Source organism: Biomaibacter sp. TOL (genome assembly GCF_059717795.1).
The window spans coordinates 2,041,247-2,058,598 of sequence record NZ_AP046092.1 but is presented as its reverse complement, the minus strand read 5'-3'; the positions used below and the strand labels follow the sequence as shown (position 1 = coordinate 2,058,598).

14 protein-coding genes and 1 other annotated feature are annotated in these 17,352 nt (G+C 45.3%); of the genes, 1 reads left to right on the top strand and 13 read right to left on the bottom strand.

Annotated elements, in window-relative coordinates:
• The first annotated feature begins 10 nt into the window (after positions 1–10).
• Positions 11–799 (top strand): glycosyltransferase family 2 protein, encoded by a 789-nt coding sequence (locus tag AC6I1H_RS10325; RefSeq protein ID WP_497737512.1) that lies wholly within the window; start codon positions 11–13, stop codon positions 797–799.
• A 159-nt stretch (positions 800–958) separates the two neighbouring features.
• Here the strand turns inward: AC6I1H_RS10325 and AC6I1H_RS10320 are convergent, their stop codons facing one another.
• The 13 genes from AC6I1H_RS10320 to AC6I1H_RS10260 form a co-directional block, all read right to left on the bottom strand.
• Complete coding sequence (locus AC6I1H_RS10320) at positions 959–1,429, bottom strand: ribonuclease H-like YkuK family protein (RefSeq protein WP_497737511.1); 471 nt, start codon at positions 1,427–1,429, stop codon at positions 959–961.
• A 64-nt stretch (positions 1,430–1,493) separates the two neighbouring features.
• The gene (rsmA, locus tag AC6I1H_RS10315; RefSeq protein WP_497737510.1) at positions 1,494–2,342 is read right to left on the bottom strand and encodes a 16S rRNA (adenine(1518)-N(6)/adenine(1519)-N(6))-dimethyltransferase RsmA; all 849 of its coding nucleotides are present in this window, start codon (positions 2,340–2,342) and stop codon (positions 1,494–1,496) included.
• A complete protein-coding gene (locus AC6I1H_RS10310) occupies positions 2,342–2,932 on the bottom strand; it encodes a TatD family nuclease-associated radical SAM protein (protein WP_497737509.1) in 591 nt (196 codons plus the stop codon). Before AC6I1H_RS10310 ends, rsmA begins: the two co-directional genes overlap by 1 nt.
• Before the next feature lie 133 nt (positions 2,933–3,065).
• A complete protein-coding gene (locus AC6I1H_RS10305; RefSeq protein ID WP_497737508.1) occupies positions 3,066–3,827 on the bottom strand; it encodes a TatD family hydrolase in 762 nt (253 codons plus the stop codon).
• 85 nt (positions 3,828–3,912) lie between these two features.
• The gene (gene metG, locus AC6I1H_RS10300) at positions 3,913–5,925 is read right to left on the bottom strand and encodes a methionine--tRNA ligase (protein WP_497737507.1); all 2,013 of its coding nucleotides are present in this window, start codon (positions 5,923–5,925) and stop codon (positions 3,913–3,915) included.
• A 221-nt stretch (positions 5,926–6,146) separates the two neighbouring features.
• Positions 6,147–6,465 (bottom strand) — a binding site (T-box leader).
• Positions 6,466–6,583: 118 nt separating this feature from the next.
• Positions 6,584–7,321, bottom strand: coding sequence for an aspartate/glutamate racemase family protein (locus tag AC6I1H_RS10295; RefSeq protein WP_497737506.1), 738 nt, complete (start codon positions 7,319–7,321; stop codon positions 6,584–6,586).
• 87 nt (positions 7,322–7,408) lie between these two features.
• Complete coding sequence (locus AC6I1H_RS10290; RefSeq protein WP_497737505.1) at positions 7,409–8,389, bottom strand: ABC transporter ATP-binding protein; 981 nt, start codon at positions 8,387–8,389, stop codon at positions 7,409–7,411.
• Between the two features lie 69 nt (positions 8,390–8,458).
• Entirely contained in the window at positions 8,459–9,433 is a 975-nt protein-coding gene (locus AC6I1H_RS10285) for an ABC transporter ATP-binding protein (protein ID WP_497737504.1), read from the bottom strand.
• Between the two features lie 5 nt (positions 9,434–9,438).
• Positions 9,439–10,356 carry an ABC transporter permease gene (locus AC6I1H_RS10280; protein WP_497737503.1) on the bottom strand — a complete coding sequence of 306 codons (918 nt, stop codon included), beginning with the start codon at positions 10,354–10,356 and terminating at the stop codon, positions 9,439–9,441.
• Between the two features lies 1 nt (position 10,357).
• Complete coding sequence (locus tag AC6I1H_RS10275; RefSeq protein ID WP_497737502.1) at positions 10,358–11,371, bottom strand: ABC transporter permease; 1,014 nt, start codon at positions 11,369–11,371, stop codon at positions 10,358–10,360.
• 183 nt (positions 11,372–11,554) lie between these two features.
• A complete protein-coding gene (locus tag AC6I1H_RS10270) occupies positions 11,555–13,237 on the bottom strand; it encodes an ABC transporter substrate-binding protein (RefSeq protein WP_497737501.1) in 1,683 nt (560 codons plus the stop codon).
• Between the two features lie 140 nt (positions 13,238–13,377).
• Positions 13,378–15,120 (bottom strand): hydantoinase B/oxoprolinase family protein, encoded by a 1,743-nt coding sequence (locus tag AC6I1H_RS10265; RefSeq protein WP_497737500.1) that lies wholly within the window; start codon positions 15,118–15,120, stop codon positions 13,378–13,380.
• Positions 15,121–15,123: 3 nt separating this feature from the next.
• On the bottom strand, positions 15,124–17,175 hold the full coding sequence (locus tag AC6I1H_RS10260) for a hydantoinase/oxoprolinase family protein (RefSeq protein WP_497737499.1): 2,052 nt from the start codon (positions 17,173–17,175) through the stop codon (positions 15,124–15,126).
• Between the last annotated feature and the right edge of the window lie 177 nt (positions 17,176–17,352).

The window sequence follows — 17,352 nt, the reverse complement described above, 5'->3', positions numbered from 1 at the left end:
GGTGGAGAAAATGAATATGGCCGTGGTTCCCGCAAAGAACGAACAAGGAAGAATCGGAAAAGTGCTTACAATGCTGGGTGAAACAAGAATCGACAGAATAATCGCGGTAGTCAACGGCTCTAGAGACAATACAATGAGAGAAATAAAATCATTAAAGATGCCCAATGTGGAAATAATCTACTTTAAACCAGAACTCGGCATAGATATCCCCCGGGCCATAGGTGCTTACAGGGCTTTTAAAGAAGGGGCCCGTTCCGTGGTTTTCGTGGACGGAGACATGATAGGAAATATTCTGAACCATATCAACGAACTCATATCGGCAGTAACGGACGGCGGGGTAGATTTAGCCATGTCCGACTGTTACCCGGAGAGTTTTTACGGTAATGAACTTGCTCACCAGCTTCTGATATTTCGCAAACTGCTGAATGTGAACCTTGGAATATATCATAAAGTGGGGTTGGCGACTCCATCCCACGGTCCGCATGCGGTATCCCGCAGGCTGTTGCAGAAAGCCGATTTCAAGGACTTCGCAGTTCCGCCCGTAATTCTGGCTTTTGCAGTAAAGAACGCCTTCAATGTTGAGACGGCCACAAGTCTACCTCAGAACAAGATGGGGTCGAAATCGAGAGGCTTTTACCATGCCGTCAAGATCGCCGACACCATCATCGGCGATTCCCTGGAGGCCTTGAATTACTTCAATGATAAGCCCAGGACCCGGATTTACCTCTACAGGGAATTCCAAGGATACAACCCAGACAGACGCTTCGACATTCTCGAAAAATTTCTTGAGAAAAATTAAAGCCGGAGATAATCCGGCTTTTTTATTTATATCATAATGGATTTGCCTTTGGGGCAAATCCTACTTAATCTGATCTCAGACCTCTTCGGTGTTCAAGATTCCATATGGAATTTGCGAATCGCAAATTCCTGCTTAATCCGATTTCCGACATCTGACATCCTACTTGGTGTATTTGTCCGCCACTTTGGTGGCGCCGCATGCATAGGGCTTTATTTTAATCTTATAACCGCTGCCCATGACCCATCCCACCACTTCCCGGATAAGCTCTTTTGTCTCTCCGTTCTGGCCGATGTCCACATGGACCTCCACATCCATATCCTTATACCGGGTCTTATCGAGTTCCTCCTTGAGCAGGGTCACAGCTTCCAGGGACATGGAAGTTTCTGTGAAAATCTTGTGGCGAAGGTTCCTGACAGCGGACATGAACTTGCGTCTGTAATAGTAGCGCGCTCCCTTGCCCACCCTGTGCACTATAATTGCGGTGACAAAGCATACATGGTCCCGTGCCTGGGAGTCGGTACCTATTATTAACTTATATGAGGCAGAAGGCTCCTCTTCCATAAAAGCTATCATATCCCTGACTACTTCGGAAAGGGGGAGTCTCCCTTTTGTGGGGCTTACGAAATGCATGGCAATCCCATCCTTAATAAATGAAAAAATTGTTATGTATAGTTTCCCCTTCTACCTCCAAGGCTTACGCTAGACGGCAAAGTGCTTCTGTGAGCCTCGCGAATTCTTCAATAGACAGTGTTTCGCCGCGGCGGGCGGGATCGATTCCGGCCTGTCCCAGCGCGCCGTCTATTTTTTCAGGCGATATGCCGCAAAGTGTAAGTCTGCCTTTAAGAGAATTTCTTATGGTCTTTCGTCGCTGGCCGAAAGCTGCCTCCACCACTTTGAAAAACACAGCCTCGTCTTCAACTTTCACCCGGGGCTCATGTTTCAAAAGGATCTTCACGACTGCCGAATCCACTTTGGGCGGCGGCAAAAATGCTTCCCTGCTCACTTCGTATACAATGTCCACATCGGCATGAAGCTGCACCGCAATGGATAAAATGCCGTAGTCCTTTCCCCCGGGAAGGGCTTGCAGCCGCCGGGCTACTTCTTTTTGCACCATGACCACCGCCAGCCTTACAAGACGGCGGTTGTTCACTATCTTCATTATGATCGGGCTTGTTATATAATACGGAAGGTTTGCCACCACCTTGAAATCCGACTTAAAATATTGATTCTTTAGTAGCTCCAAGTCTAATTTTAGCACATCTTCTTCAATTATACAAATATTTTCGAAAACGCCGGTCATGCTTTTCAAAATAGGGATCAGGTCCCTGTCCTTTTCTACAGCGGCCACTTTTTTTGCCCTCCGGCACAGCTTCTCCGTGAGCACCCCGAGGCCCGGCCCTATCTCCAGCACGCAATCCTCAGGGGATAGTTCCGCGGCCTCCAGCATGGCGGCGATCGGCCTTTCATCTGTCAAAAAATGCTGTCCCAGGCGTTTGTCAGCTTTTATGCCGTATTTTTTCATTATTGATTTAATATCCATCATTACCCCTTGATATAATGCCTTACTCTGAACTCCACGCCAAGTTCTTCGGCCAGCCTGCGGCATTTTTCCACATCGATGGAGGGAAGGTCCACCACCGATAAAACCACCCGCGGAACATGGCTTTTGCATTTTCGGGCAAATTCCAGTATGGAATAATACGCCTCCTCACCGTAGTCCGAGTGGCACAACTCCTGGTACTTTTCGGCATTCTCAGCGTTCAGGCTTATGGAGATCGTATCTATTAGCCCCCTGAAATGGGGAGTCACATCTTCACCGTATATGAGGTTTGCCTGGCCGTTGGTGTTAATGCGAATGTGCACATCGGGATAATTCTTCTTCAGGTGAGCCGCCACATCCAGCACCGTCTGAAGCCGCATGAGGGGCTCGCCATAGCCGCAAAAAACCACCTCTTTATAGCCGGTAGGATCTCCGATGGCCTCAATGATTTCTCTGGAAGCAGGTTCTTTTTCCAGCCAGAGGTTATATCCCCCCACTCCCGGTCCGTTTTGCCTTATGCAGAAACTGCACCTGTTCGTGCACCTGTTCGTAATGTTGAGGTATAGGGAATCTCCCAATCTGTATGCTATCATCTTTTTGCACCATCCATATGATTTTGAGATAACATTGTTATTTTAGCATAAAGAGCGGAAAATAACAACTTTAGATGTAAAGAACAGGGATATCATCTGCCTTTTTTCTAAAAATTAAAGGCGGAGGTGTTTTTCATGTTTTTATTCCAAATAGTTCCCGGGCGTTGGCTTCCGCGGCTTTCTCTACTTCTTCTGCAGGAAGCCCCCTCAGCTTCGCCAGAGCACAAGCTATTATCTCTATCTTTGTGGGGTCGTTTCTTTTTCCCCGGTGGGGTTCCGGGGTGAGATAGGGGCAGTCGGTCTCCAGCAGGATTTTATCAAGAGGCAGCTTTGAGGCCACTTCTTTAGGCCTTCTGGCATTTTTAAAGGTAAGTGTGCCGCCAAAAGAAAAGTAAAATCCCAGCTTCATAAATTCTTCCGCCATCTCCAGGCTTGCGGAATAACAATGCATGAGGCCTTTTTTTATGCCGGATTTTTTTAATATCTCCAGGGTATCCTGGTGGGCTTCCCTGTCGTGGACCACGACCGGCAGGCCCAGTTCCTTCGCCAGTTCCAGTTGTTCCAAAAACACTTTTTTTTGAGCGTTTCTGTCGCAAAAATCGTAATAGTAATCCAGCCCTATTTCACCTATGGCTACAACCTTTTCACACTCTGCCATTTGTCTTAATGTTTCAATGTAATTTCCGCCCGCCTTTGCGGCTTCATGCGGGTGTATCCCTATGCAGGCGTATATAAAGTCATGTTTCTGCGAGAGTTCCACCGAAAAATCGCTCGTTTTGATGTCGGAGCCCGCATTGATTACCATAATGCCTGCTTCCATGATTTTTTGTATCACATGGTCTCTGTCGGCGTCAAAGGCTTCATCATCCAGATGAGCATGGGCATCGATGAGCATGATATTTCCTCCTTTCACATCCGCATAAATTTCATAAAGCCGGCTTTGCGGATTCAGCCGGCTTTCCGAATATATACAGCTCTTGTCATTTTATCCTTGCACCGGATTCTATGTCTTTATCGACCGTCAGCAACGTAAGTTTTTCTTCATTTGAGGCTGCGAGCAGCATACCCTGGGATTCGATGCCGCGTAGCTTTGCGGGCTTGAGGTTGGCCACCACCACTATCTTCTTGCCCACCAGCTGTTCCGGAGTATAGTGTTTGGCAATTCCCGCCACTATCTGGCGCACTTCTTCGCCGATTCTTATCCGCAGCTTCAGGAGTTTGTCCGTATTCGGCACTTTTTCGGCTTCCAGCACTTCTGCCACCCGAAGCTGAACTTTTGCAAATTCATCAATGGAAATCAGGTTTGCGCCATCTTCTCGCTTTGTCTCGCCCGCCGCTTTATCGGCTTTCACCTGAGCCTCTCCAGCGGCTTTCCCGGTTTTCTCACCGGACATACGAGGTTCGGCATCGGTTTTGATTTCCTTATTCGTGTTTTCCTCATCGCCCTCAGCTGCAGGGCCTTCTATTCTTGGGAATATGATTTCCTTTCTGGATACCACAAGCCCCGCCGGAAGTTTACCCCAGGTTTTTACGCTTTCCCAGGTGGCAAGTCCTTCGTCCGCAATTCCCAGCTGCTCCCGAATCTTTACCGGAGTATGGGGCATGAACGGAGAAATATACACCGATATAATGCGCAGGGCTTCAGCCAGATTGTACAGCACCGTGGCTAGGCGCTCCTTTTTCGCCGGGTCTTTGGCCAGGCTCCAGGGGGATGTCTCATCGATATATTTGTTGGCGCGGCTTATAAATTTCCAGATTTCCTGTAGAGCTCCTGAAAATTCCAGGCCATCCATGAGTTTTTCCACTTTTTCGGGCAGGGCTTCCGCCATGGTTTTCAACTCATTGTCCAGGAGGTCGTCGATGCCTGGGGCGGGAATCTTTCCGCCAAAGTATTTTTCTATCATGGTGACGGTTCGGGAGAGCAAATTGCCCAGGTCATTGGCCAGATCAAAGTTTATCCTGTCCACCAGAGCCTTATTCGAAAACACGCCGTCGGCCCCGAAGGGAATCTCGCGAAGCAGGAAATACCTGACGGCATCCACTCCGTATAAATCGACCAGCACCCTGGGATCCACCACGTTGCCCTTGGATTTTGACATTTTTCCGCCTTCCAGGATGAGCCAGCCGTGGCCGAAGACCTTTTTCGGAATGGGCAGCCCCAGAGCCATGAGCATGATGGGCCATATGATGGTGTGGAACCTCACTATCTCTTTTCCCACCAGGTGCACATCCGCCGGCCAGTACTTCTTATAAAGGCCGTCGTTTTCCAGAGAATATCCCAGAGCGGTGATGTAGTTGGAAAGGGCATCTATCCACACATACACCACATGTTTTTCGTCAAAGGGCACCGGGATGCCCCAGTCGAAACTGGTCCTGGAAACGCACAGGTCCTCCAGGCCGGGTTTTAAGAAGTTGTTTATCATCTCATTGCGCCGGGATGGAGGCTGTATGAAGTCCGGATGGCTTTCGAGATATTCTATCATCTTGTTTTGATACTTCGAAAGCCTGAAGAAATATGCTTCTTCCTCGATGAGTTCCACCGACCGCCCGCAGTCGGGACATTTGCCGTCCGCCAACTGATGCTCAGTAAAAAAGGTTTCGCAGGGTGTGCAGTACCAGCCTTTATACACACCCTTATAAATATCTCCCTGGTCGTAGAGCTTCTTGAATATGTTCTGCACAGCTTTTACATGGTAGTCGTCAGTGGTGCGGATAAATTTATCATAGGATACGTCCAGCGTTTTCCAGAGTTCCTTTATCCATGCCACAATCTCGTCCACATACTCCTTCGGGGTCTTGCCGTGTTCTTCTGCCTTGCGCTGGATCTTCTGGCCGTGCTCATCGGTCCCCGTCAGAAAGAAGACATCGTAACCCGTAAGCCGCTTAAACCGGGCCATGGCATCGGCCGCTACGGTGGTGTAGGAATGGCCGATGTGAAGCTTGTCGCTGGGGTAATAAATGGGAGTGGTGATATAAAAGGTTTTTTTGTCCATAACGGATTCCTCCTTTAACTTTCTTCTGTTTTACCGCACCTAAATTGGTTCTGATGTAAAAAACGACTTTGATTGTTGTGACGGCCTGGCACCTGAGCGTTCAGCCCGGCGTTGAATTCCGAACCTGAATCCTCGCTTCGGAGAGTTTGGCGGGCAATTTTACGCGCCTCCTGCGGCAGCCGGCGCGCATCCGTGCAGGAATCCAAAAACCCCCGCCCCGTTAAAGGGGCGAGGGTTTCTCGCGGTACCACCCAATTTCGCCTTTGAAAAAAGGCCTCTGTCAGATGCAGGAGCCGTCTTTCATGCGTCCATAGCGGCAATATTCGTCTTCTCCCGCAAGGTGAGGGGACCTGCCGCCGTCGTTATAAAAAACGTCTCCGATATCTGAAGGCTTCTAACGGGTCTTGACCGTCGCCGCCTACTTTGCTTCAGCGGCTCGACTCCGGGGCCATGTTCGGCAGAGTCTTCGGCGCCGGCTTTCACCTCTCCCGGCTCTCTTTTGCCTATCCCTTTGCTTACTCTTCCCTTCACAGTCTTTTTCTACTAAATGATTTAGCTTTTTTATATCATATTGAAGACAAAAAGTCAAGAACGGCCATAAATCGGCTGTTATCCCTCTAAAAAAATGAGTCAAGGAACCATCCCCTGACTCAAAGACTCACAGGTTCCATGCTGTGATTTCGGAAGCCGGTGGAGCCTCAAAGGCATTTTTCTTGCTGTGCAGCCAGCCAAATCTGTCTTTTAGTTCAACCAGAAACTCCGCATACTTAAACGGCGCCAAAACCGCATCGATTACCGGAACACCGACATATTCCTGAAGCTCTTTAAAAAATCCGAACTGTATGGTGCAGCCCAAAACAACCACTTCTGCACCGTCTTTTTCCACAGCCTCTTTCGCCTTTTCCTTTAATCTTTGAATTACCATATTTTCGTCCTTATGATAATCGTGGACTCCTAGCCCCAATGGTTTGAAAGATGCAAGCTTGTCCTTCATGCCGCTTAAAACAACATTGTCCATCATTTGCGGGATATTTTTTTCCCTTCCCGTTATAATCGAAAACCTATGACCCATTGTCGCTGCTATATGCATACAAGCTTCTGCCGGTGCTGTTATTATCATTTTTTCAACTATTTCCCTGGCTTCTTTTAAGCCTAAGTCATAAAAACAGCCTATTATAGCGGCATCGTAGCCTTGTTTTTCAGCGCTTTTTATAATATTTAATATATCAGGGACAACTAAAGCCTCATAATACCTGTAGTCCAAATGCAATGGCCCTTTTTTTAACGAGACTACTTCTACCTGGGTACAAGGCTGTTTAACATCATTTAACATATTGAGTATCGGTTTATCAAATATATCTGTGCCAACCGGATTAATCCACATAATTTTCGCCATACAAGTTATTCTCCTTTTTACCGATTTTTTACGAAGTAAAAATCGCAGGACGTTGTTAAACATATTCTGCTGACAGTGTTGTGAAGGTCAGCTTTTGTATAAATGGCAGCGCACAAAATGGTCTTCTGAAACCTGATGTATGACGGGGTCTTCGGTGCGGCAGATGTCCATGCATTGTATGCACCGAGTATGAAAACTGCAACCTTTTGGTACATTTACAGGCGACGGTATCTCTCCTGTTGAAACGACTTTTTTCGGTTTTAATGCTTCCTCTTCTTCCGAAATTACCGGGATGGAAGACAATAGCATTTGTGTATAGGGATGCATGGGTGTTTTATAAAAGATTTCAGTAGGTGCAATCTCACATATTTTGCCGAGATACATAATGGCTACTTTTGTTGAAATATTCCTCATCAAGCTCAGGTCATGCGTTATAAACAAATACGTGAGCTTTTGCTCTCTGTGGATTTTCAATAGCATGTTAATAATTTTCGCCTGAATAGAAACATCCAATGAAGAAGTCGGCTCGTCCAATATTATAAATTTTGGGTTGCTGCACAAAGCCCTGGCGATTGACACCAGCTGTTTTTCTCCGCCTCCGATGGAGGTGGGGGTCTTATACATAAAACTTGCAGGAAGCTCAACCATTTCAAGGATTTCGGCTATTTTTTCTTCAATTTTATCTTTAGGCACTATTTTGTGCACCCTCAAGGGAAGGCTCAGGATTTGTCTGACATCATGGTATGGGTTTAAAGAAGAACCCGGGTCCTGGAAAACTATCTGGACATTTTTTTTGAATTCAAGGGACCGTTTGTTGCTTTTTGCAACGATGTTTTTACCGTTAAAGTTAAATATTATTTCGCCCTCAGTGGGCCTATACATACCCATAATTGTATAAGCAATGGTGCTCTTTCCTGAGCCGGATTCCCCTACAAGCCCCATGATTTCTCCCTCTTTGATACCAAAGTTGACGCCATCGACTGCCCGCACATACTGCTTTTTACCGCTTGATTTGTTTATGGCAAAATAAGTTTTGAGATTTTTTACTTTTAATATTTCAGTGTTCATAATTCAAATTCATCGGAACAATTTTTCCGGTTCCGATAAGAACCTCCCTTCTTCTTTAAGAAAACCGGTTTAGTGATATTTGAAGCATGCTACTTTGTGATCTTCGCTTACGCTGACCGTCGGCGGTTTTTCTTTTTCACATATTTCCATAGCGCTGGGGCAGCGAGGATAAAATCTACAACCGGCAGGTGGATTTATATAGTCCGGAATATAGCCGTATATGCCTTCTGATATGCCTCCACCATACAACCTGGGGACACACTCCATTAATCCCAGGGTATAAGGGTGAAGCGGATTCTTAAACAGCTCCTTCGTCTGTGCAACTTCGACTATATTCCCCGCGTACATCACATAAATCCGATCTGAAAGCTCGCGTGCAACACCCAATGAATGCGTTATCATTATGAGCGACATTTTCTTTTCTTCCACCAACGCCTTCAATAGTTTGTGTATTTGATCCTGAACGGTTACGTCCAATGCGGTTCCAGGTTCATCGGCTATTAACAGTTCCCTCGGGGTAACCAACGCCATAGCTATACATATGCGCTGTTTCATTCCTCCGCTCAACTGGTGCGGATATGAATTCAAAATCCTTTCCGGATCAGGGATTAAAACATCTTTAATCGTTTTTACCGCCAGGGAAAGCATTTCACTCTTGCTGTAATCCTTGTACTGTTCCGAATATCTTATTATATCCATAATCTGAGACCCTACGGTAAAGACTGGGTTCAATGCAGCAGTCGGTTCCTGGGATATCATAGAAATGCTTTGCTTTCTCACCTGCTGCAGCTCATTGTATTTCATCTTCAAAATGTCTCTGTTTTTAAATAAAATTTCCCCCTCAGGCACAGTGGCTACTTTGCTATCAAGCACCCTTAATACGGTCTTCATTGTAGTTGTTTTTCCACATCCCGATTCTCCTACCAGCCCAACTTTTTCGCCCTTGTTCACATGAAGGTTTATGCCGTCTACAACTTTTGCATATCCTTTGTAAGTTCGGTACCATACTTTCAAGTTTTTTATATCCAGCAATGTGTTCTCCATCAATATTACCTCCCTCTGTCGAGCATATCCCTGATACCATCTCCAAAGAAATTAAATCCGAGTATTATAAATGCTATGGCAAGGGCAGGGAAAATGGTCATCCACCATAGGTCCGGCATGTAGCGTGCTCCATCGGAAATCATTTGACCAAAAGCAGGTGTGGGAGGTTGTTCGCCAAGCCCTACGAAACTCAAAGCTGCTCCTATCAGAATAACCCAACCCACGTCTAAAGCCATCTTAGTAAATATGGGGGAAAGGCAGTTTGGCAAAATTTCATGGAACAAAATATACGGTTTTGAAGCTCCAATTAATTCTGCATTTTTAACAAAATATTCTTTGCTGAGCGAAGTTGCCATACCGTAAACCAACCTTGTATACCAAGGCCACCACATAACGGTTACTGCTATCATAGAGCTCGTAAGATTCGGTTTTAATACGGCAGCAATGGCCAATGCAAGTATCATTGGTGGGAGCGCCAGAAAAACGTCAGTTATTCTCATTATGATAACATCTATCCAGGTGCCGCTGTAATATCCTGCAATTAATCCTAAAAGCACTCCCACAGGAACAGCAATAGCCAGAACAATCACCGACATTAAAAGAGCACCGCGAAATGAAAAAATTACTCTAGTAAAAATGTCGCGACCAAAAACATCAGTGCCGAAAATGTAAGAAGCGCACGGAGGCAGCCCGGCTTTATCATAATCGACAAACTCTTTTACATGCTGGGGGTAAGGTGCTATCACGGGTGCGAACACTGCCAAAAAAATCGATATTAAAACTATACAAAGGCCTAAAATTGAAAATTTATTGCGAGAAAATTTATACCAGTATATGCGCAACTTTTCTCTCGTATTAGCCGATAAAAAAGTCTTCTTATTGATATCAGCGGTGTTTTCATTAGCAGAAATATTATTCTTCATATTACTCCCCTCCTAAGCGAATGCGCGGATCCAGCCAAGCTATAATCAAGTCTACTATAATGTTTACGATTAAAAATATTACCCCGTATATTATGATTACAGCGGATATGGCGTTTAAATCCTTGTTTAACATGGCATTTATGCCGTATCTGGACAGCCCGGGCCAGTTGAAAATCCTTTCCACCAAAAAAGCGTTGCCCATTAAAGATGCAAAATCCAGGCCCATCACTGAAACCACAGGAATAAACGAAGGCTTCAACAGATGTTTTCTCATAATCACGCCCTTAGGCAGCCCATATCCCGTTACAACAGAAATGTATTCTTTGTTGATGTTGTCTATCAAAGCAGACCTCAAAATTCTTGATTCCTGGAAAAGAGGCCCGATTGCCAAGGCAGTTGCCGGCAAAATCAAATGCTTTAACGCGTCAAAGAAAGCTGCAAAATTCCCCGTTATTATACTGTCAACGGTAATCAAACCCGTGATGGTGGGAGGAGGGGTTATGTTTGAGCTTAACCTTCCGAGAGTAGGTATTACCGGCCATAGATATCCAAATATCAACAGCAGCAATACGGCTACCACAAATGCAGGGATAGCGATTCCCACATAGGATAAAATTCGCGTAAGGCCGTCTACCCATGTATCTCGGTATTGGGCAGATAGAAGCCCTATTATTGTCGCAAAAATTATGAATAAAAAGCCAGACAATAAAGCAAGTTCCAAAGTCGCAGGTAAAAACTCTTTTACGTCAGTAATCACTGGCCTTTTCGTATTGAGAGACTTTCCAAAGTCGCCTCTTATAACTCCTTTAAACCAGTAATAATATTGGACAGGCAACGGTTTGTCGAGGTTCATTTCTTTCCTTAATTCATCGACTGCAAACTGAGGCGCTCTGGGCCCAAGGGCCATCCTGGCTGGATCGCCAGGGACTACGCGTGATATTATGAATATCAGTATCGAAATGCCTATCACGACAAAAATGCCCTGAAACAACCTTTTAATTATATATTTTAGCATTAACGCACACCCTCCGACTACAAAATTCATCGACCTTTATCCATTTCTTAGAGCACAGCTTCAATAAAAGCTTCATCTAATATGAAATAAATATAATTAATTATGGATATTTATCTTTTGCTAAAAGCAAAGATAAATATCCATAACAGCTCGCTTATCCCATATTCACGATGTATTGAACGGTTATTTCTTCATTTTTTCAGGGTAAATTTTGAAATCATGGAAATAGAAGTTATATCCCATAACCGATGTGACCGGTTTGCCTTGTTTTGCAAGTTCTGCGCCGGGCCAATACATGTAATCGCTCTGGTACGCCCTTCTTTCAGCCTGGTCTAAAACCCATATCGTCGGGCAGAGGTCCACCAGCACTTCTTGAATCTTTTTATATTTTTCAAACCTTTCATTCCTGTCAACTGTCGACAGCGCATCCTCTATCATATTGTCTATCTCTTTGCTTTGCAACCATTCTCCCTGTTCCCATGTGCCCGTAGACTTTGAATGGTAACGCGATTCAAGTATTGAACCTGCTTCGTTATAATGCGGTGCCACGAAAATAATACATGCGTTTGGAGTCGAGTCTACTTTAGACATCATATCTACAATGGAAATCCAGGGTGCCTTAACAATATTTACTTTTATGCCTATTTTTTCCGCATTTGCCTGCATAGAAAGGGCGATTTTTTCCAGATCGGGGACATCGCTGTTTGTCAAAACCTCTACAGGATATTGATCCAGTTTATCAGCGTATTTTGATTTTTGCAGGTATTCCTTTGCCTTTTCAATGTTATAGGTGTACTGCATTAAATCCGCGGCGTTCCCAGGCACATCATGGGGCACCGGCCCTTTTGCCTTGACAGACCCAGGGAACAATTTCACAATGGAATCATAGTCAAATGCATAAGCCAAAGCTTTGCGGAAATTGACATCATCCGTCGGAGCTTTTTTGGTATTCAGCATAACATTCAAAATCGTTCCAGAGAAAATCGTTGCTATAGATACACCCGGTATTTTCGACATAGCATTTATATTTTCAGTTGTCTGCCACTGATCCGTAATCTCCAGTTCCCTGTTATTAATGAGGGTTCGAACTGTGGCCCCCTCGGTGCTATCGATCAGCTTAAAAGCATCCGGAGCGTCCTGCTCCCAGCCGCCCCAGTAATCGTCAAAGCGCACAGCGTATAAATAAGCCTGTTGCTGCAGTTCCTTAACAGTGTATGGCCCGCTGCCGGCATCGTGGGTAATCAGCCATTCCCTTCCGTAATCCCCCATGTCTCCGTATTGGCCGTTTTGCTTTATATTTTGCGTAACCTGATCTTTATTCAGTATATACAGTCTGACAAGGGTTTCTACAAACGGGGCAAACGGCTTGTTCAATGTGAATTTCACAGTATAGGTGTCGGCGGCAGTCACGTCCTTTACCACGTCTGTAAAAAGGTATGCAAACCCTTCGCCTATGGTCAGAAGCCTTTTCATTGAAAATACCACATCATCTGCCGTCAATTCGTCACCGTTGTGGAACTTTACCCCTTTCCTGAGGTAAAAGGTATAGGTTAAATTGTCGCTCGACACATCCCATTTTTCTGCAAGCATGGGTTTGAGCGTTCCGTCGTTTTGAGGGAAAACCAATGTGTCATAGATGTTTGCCAGCGCGGTACAGCTGCCGTAATCCTGACCTACCGCCGGGTCAATGTTCGGGGTGCCCGAAACCGTAACCCTTATTATTTTTTCATTCTGGGCAGCATTCTGCTGGCCCTGGTTTGAAGAATTCTGGCTGCTATTTTGCCCGCATCCTGACAACGCTAAGGATACGACCAAAATAGACACCAGCAGTAATACAGTTGCCCTTTTAAAAGGTCTTTTTTTCATTTTTTAAGCATCTCCCTTCTTTTAATGAATTTATGTTTAATTCTGATGTAGAAAGTCACTTTCTTGCCGGAGATGGCTCAACATCTCCGGCAACGGACTTGGTTTTTACACTCAAATCATTTTTTATATCATTAAGGTTTTTAATTCACCTGTTTCCTATTTTGCCTGAGTTTATTCGTTTCGTCGATATTAATTGCAAGTTCTCCATCTCTGTCTTCGATGACCACGCCGTATACTTCCCGGGCTTTTTCGAGGGTAATGTATTCGTTTAACACATCTTCAAGCACCATTTGCGCATCCCTTTCATATGGGTCGCCGTATCCCCCCCCTCCGCCGGAAATAAATCTGACGAGGTCATTTTGCTTCATCATATAATTGGAAAATGTTGCCTTTTCTACCATTTCTCCGCCAGAAAACACCTGGACTTTGTTGTTTGACCCCTCTGTGCCGCCGTTAATCCCCCAGGGGCGATATCTGTACCTGCTGGCGATGGTGGTGAGTTCTGCGCTGGAATTGATTATGCGATAATCCCTGATGAGGCCGAATCCTCCCCTGTACTTGCCGTCTCCGCTGGCAAGATTTAAAGAATACTGTTCCACAATGATGGGGTAACGGGTCTCAGCTACTTCTACGGGCATTACATATGTTTCTCCATCTCCTATGGCCACAAGCCCGCTTTCACCGTCTTTATCGCGGCCTGCCCCCCAGCCGCCAGCCTGAGGTTCGCACAGCACAAAGGGCTCTTTTGTCTTATCATCAATTCCTCCAACGATTGTCCCTATTATACTCAGGAAATGTCCGGCTGTCATCCTGTCTGGGATATGCGGCGCCAGAGCTTTGGCCACAAGGTCCGTTATGCGGGCCGTTGCCTCCCAGTTGCAGGACACCGGCGCAGGCCTGACAGCTGAAAAAATTGTCCCCTCAGGTACTATCAGTTTTAACGGCTTGTAAAAGCCTTCGTTAGCTTCGGCGTGCGGACAGACAATAGCCCTGTATATCACGCGTGCTGCGGAATAGGCTCCGAATATGGAGCAATTTATGGGCGCTGGAACCTGCTGCCCAGAGCCGGTCAAATCTATTATAAAGTTTTCATCATCGATAGTAACTTTAACTCTCACATTAACGTCCTCGATGCCATTGGCTTCAGTATCTATGAAGTCCTCTGCTTCAAACACTCCATGGGGCAGCTTGCTGAGCTCAAGCTTTGCGAGCTTTTCGCCGTTCTCCATCATCATCTGTATGCTCTCGAGCACCGAGTCTTTGCCGTACCTATCCACCAGTTCGAGAATCCTTTTTTCTGCTACCCTCAAGGAAGCTGTCTGGGCATACAGATCTCCCAAGGTCATCTCAGGCGTCCTAACATTGGCTTCAATCATGTCTCTAACAGCCTCATTTAATTTACCCTGTTCATACACCTTGATTATCGGAAACTGCAGTCCCTCCTGGTAGATTTCCGTGGCATTGGTGGACCAGCTTCCCAGGGATTTTCCTCCGATTTCATTCCAGTGGCCTTTATTGGCGGCAAAGGCTATAATTTCATCTTTATAAAATATGGGCATTACCGCGGACACATCGCACAGATGGGTGCCGCTGCCGTTGTAAGGGTCGTTGGTTAAAATAATATCGCCAGGCTTTAACCCATCATAGCCAAATTTGTCAATAACCGATTTTACGGAATACGTAATAGTCCCCAAAAATGCCGTAACCCCGTTGGCCTGTCCAATCAGATTTCCTTTGGCATCCGTTAGCCCTGCCGCATAGTCCAGCACTTCGTATATAATTGTACTCTGACTGGTCCTGCCCCAGCTTAGAAACATTTCTTCCGCAGCAGCCACCAGCCCGTCAGCGATATTTTCCAGAGTAAATTTATCGACGTTGCCCATTTATTAAGCCTCCTCGATTATCAGATTTCCAAAATCATCCACATACAGTTTTTGATCGGGGTAAAGCACTGTCACCGACGTCTCTTCCTCTATAATAGCAGGACCCTTGATTTTGCTGTCGGTCCCAAGCTTCTCTCTGATGTAGACGGGAACCTCCAGTTTGCCGTGTTCATCGTAATCCACTACATTTCTGCCCCGCACGGCATCTTCTGGCCTGCCAGAAACCCTGAAGGGCTTTATTTCAGACTTTTTAACCCTTCCAAAAGCCGTAATGTTAAAATTCACAAACTCTATAGGCGCTTCGGGCAGTTTAAAGGCATAGTACTGCTCATGCAGGGTCTCAAAATTATGCCGTATGACTTCTAAATCCTTCTCGGTCAGCTCATTGGAAGGCACTGCAGCCCTGACGGTATGCTCCTGGCCTATGTATCTAATATCCGCCGATTTGACCACAAAAACATCCTGCCTGTTGAATCCAAAATCCGTATACAATTTTACGGCCTTTTCAATCATTTCATTGTAAATTTCATTTACAGCAGCCATGTTTTCCTTACACGCTTTAGTTATCCTGGTCTGGATAAAGTCCTGCCTAGAATCGGTCATAAGCATTCCCCATGCCGAAAATACGGCGGGATATCTGGGAATCACAATCTTTTTCACCTTTAGCTCCCTGCCTAGGGCTGGGCTGTGTATGGCACCGTTACCTCCCATGGCCACCATGATGAACTCCCTGGGGTCGTAGCCCTTCCTGACCGACACGAGTTTTAACGCATGCATCATATTGTTGTTGGCAATCCTTATGATGCCTCTCGCCGCTTCTTCGACAGTTATCTTATAATAATCAGAGATTTTTTTAATGGCTTCATAAGATTTTTTAATATCGACTTTAAATTTTCCTCCCAAAAATCTTGAAGGGTCTATCCTGCCGGCTATCATATTGGCATCCGTAAGAGTCGGCTGCGTGCCGCCTTTGCCATAACAAGCAGGCCCCGGATCCGCACCAGCGCTCTCAGGCCCGACTTTTAAATTGCCCACGGAATCTATCCAAGCTATACTGCCGCCCCCGGCGCCAATCTCAATAATATCCACAATGGGGGCTTTAATAGGGTAACCAGCATAAACCGGAGTATTCTCGAGTTTGTAATCAGTGGTTATCCTGATTTCGTTGTTATGTATCAGTGAGGTTTTTGCTGTGGTGCCCCCTATGTCAAATGTTATTACATTTTTTTCCTTCAATATTTTCCCTATTTCGTTTGCCCCGATAACGCCTCCAACCGGTCCGGATTCTATCATGTTAATCGGATTTATTTTTATCATTTCAAACGTCGCCGTCCCGCCGTTGGACTGCATGGCGTAGGGTTCTATTTTTAAACCCTGTTCTTTCATCCTCGCTTTCAGCGTATCTAGATATTTGCTGGCCGCAGGTTTTACGTAAGCATTAAAGACAGTGGTATTCGTCCTCTCGTATTCGCGCCACTCTTTGATGACTTCGGAAGAAATGCTAACCTCCACACCCGGCAGTTCCTCCTGAAGTATTGTTTTTATCCTTTCCTCATGGGCGGGATTGGCATACGAATGGATAAGACATACCGCAATGGCCTCTATCTGCTCTTTTTTGCATTTTAACGCTATTTCCCTAACCTGGCCTTCATTTAAAGGTACAATTACCTCCCCGTCTTTATTCAATCTCTCCTCTACTTCAAATCTGTACTTCCTTGGCACAAAAGCTTTAGGTTTGGTATAATAGTAATTGTATAGGTCTGTCCTGTTGGCCCTGCCGATTTCAAGCACATCCCTGAACCCTTTTGTTGTAATCAGGGCTGTCCTGGCGCCTTTTCTTTCGGTTAAGGCATTTATTACTATCGTGCTGCCGTGGACGATGTAGGCTGCCTCTTCCAGCGGCACTCCGCCTTTTTTGACAGCCTCCAGGACACCGTCGGCGAAATTTTTGGGCGTACTGGATGCTTTTGTCACAATGAGCTCTCCCGTTTCTTCATTCATTGCAACATAATCGGTAAAAGTTCCTCCAATATCTATCGCTATCCTGTAGCTCAATTTTAAAACCTCCCCATTGTTTTTTAACTCTAAAGCGCTATAATTTGATAATATATGTTGATAATATATAAAAAAATAAACCCACGACTTAACCGTTAATTACATTTTAATTTTTATACATCTCAGTTCAACATTTTTTAAAAACAAATCTTTTTTATTTTTTTGTATTTTAGATAC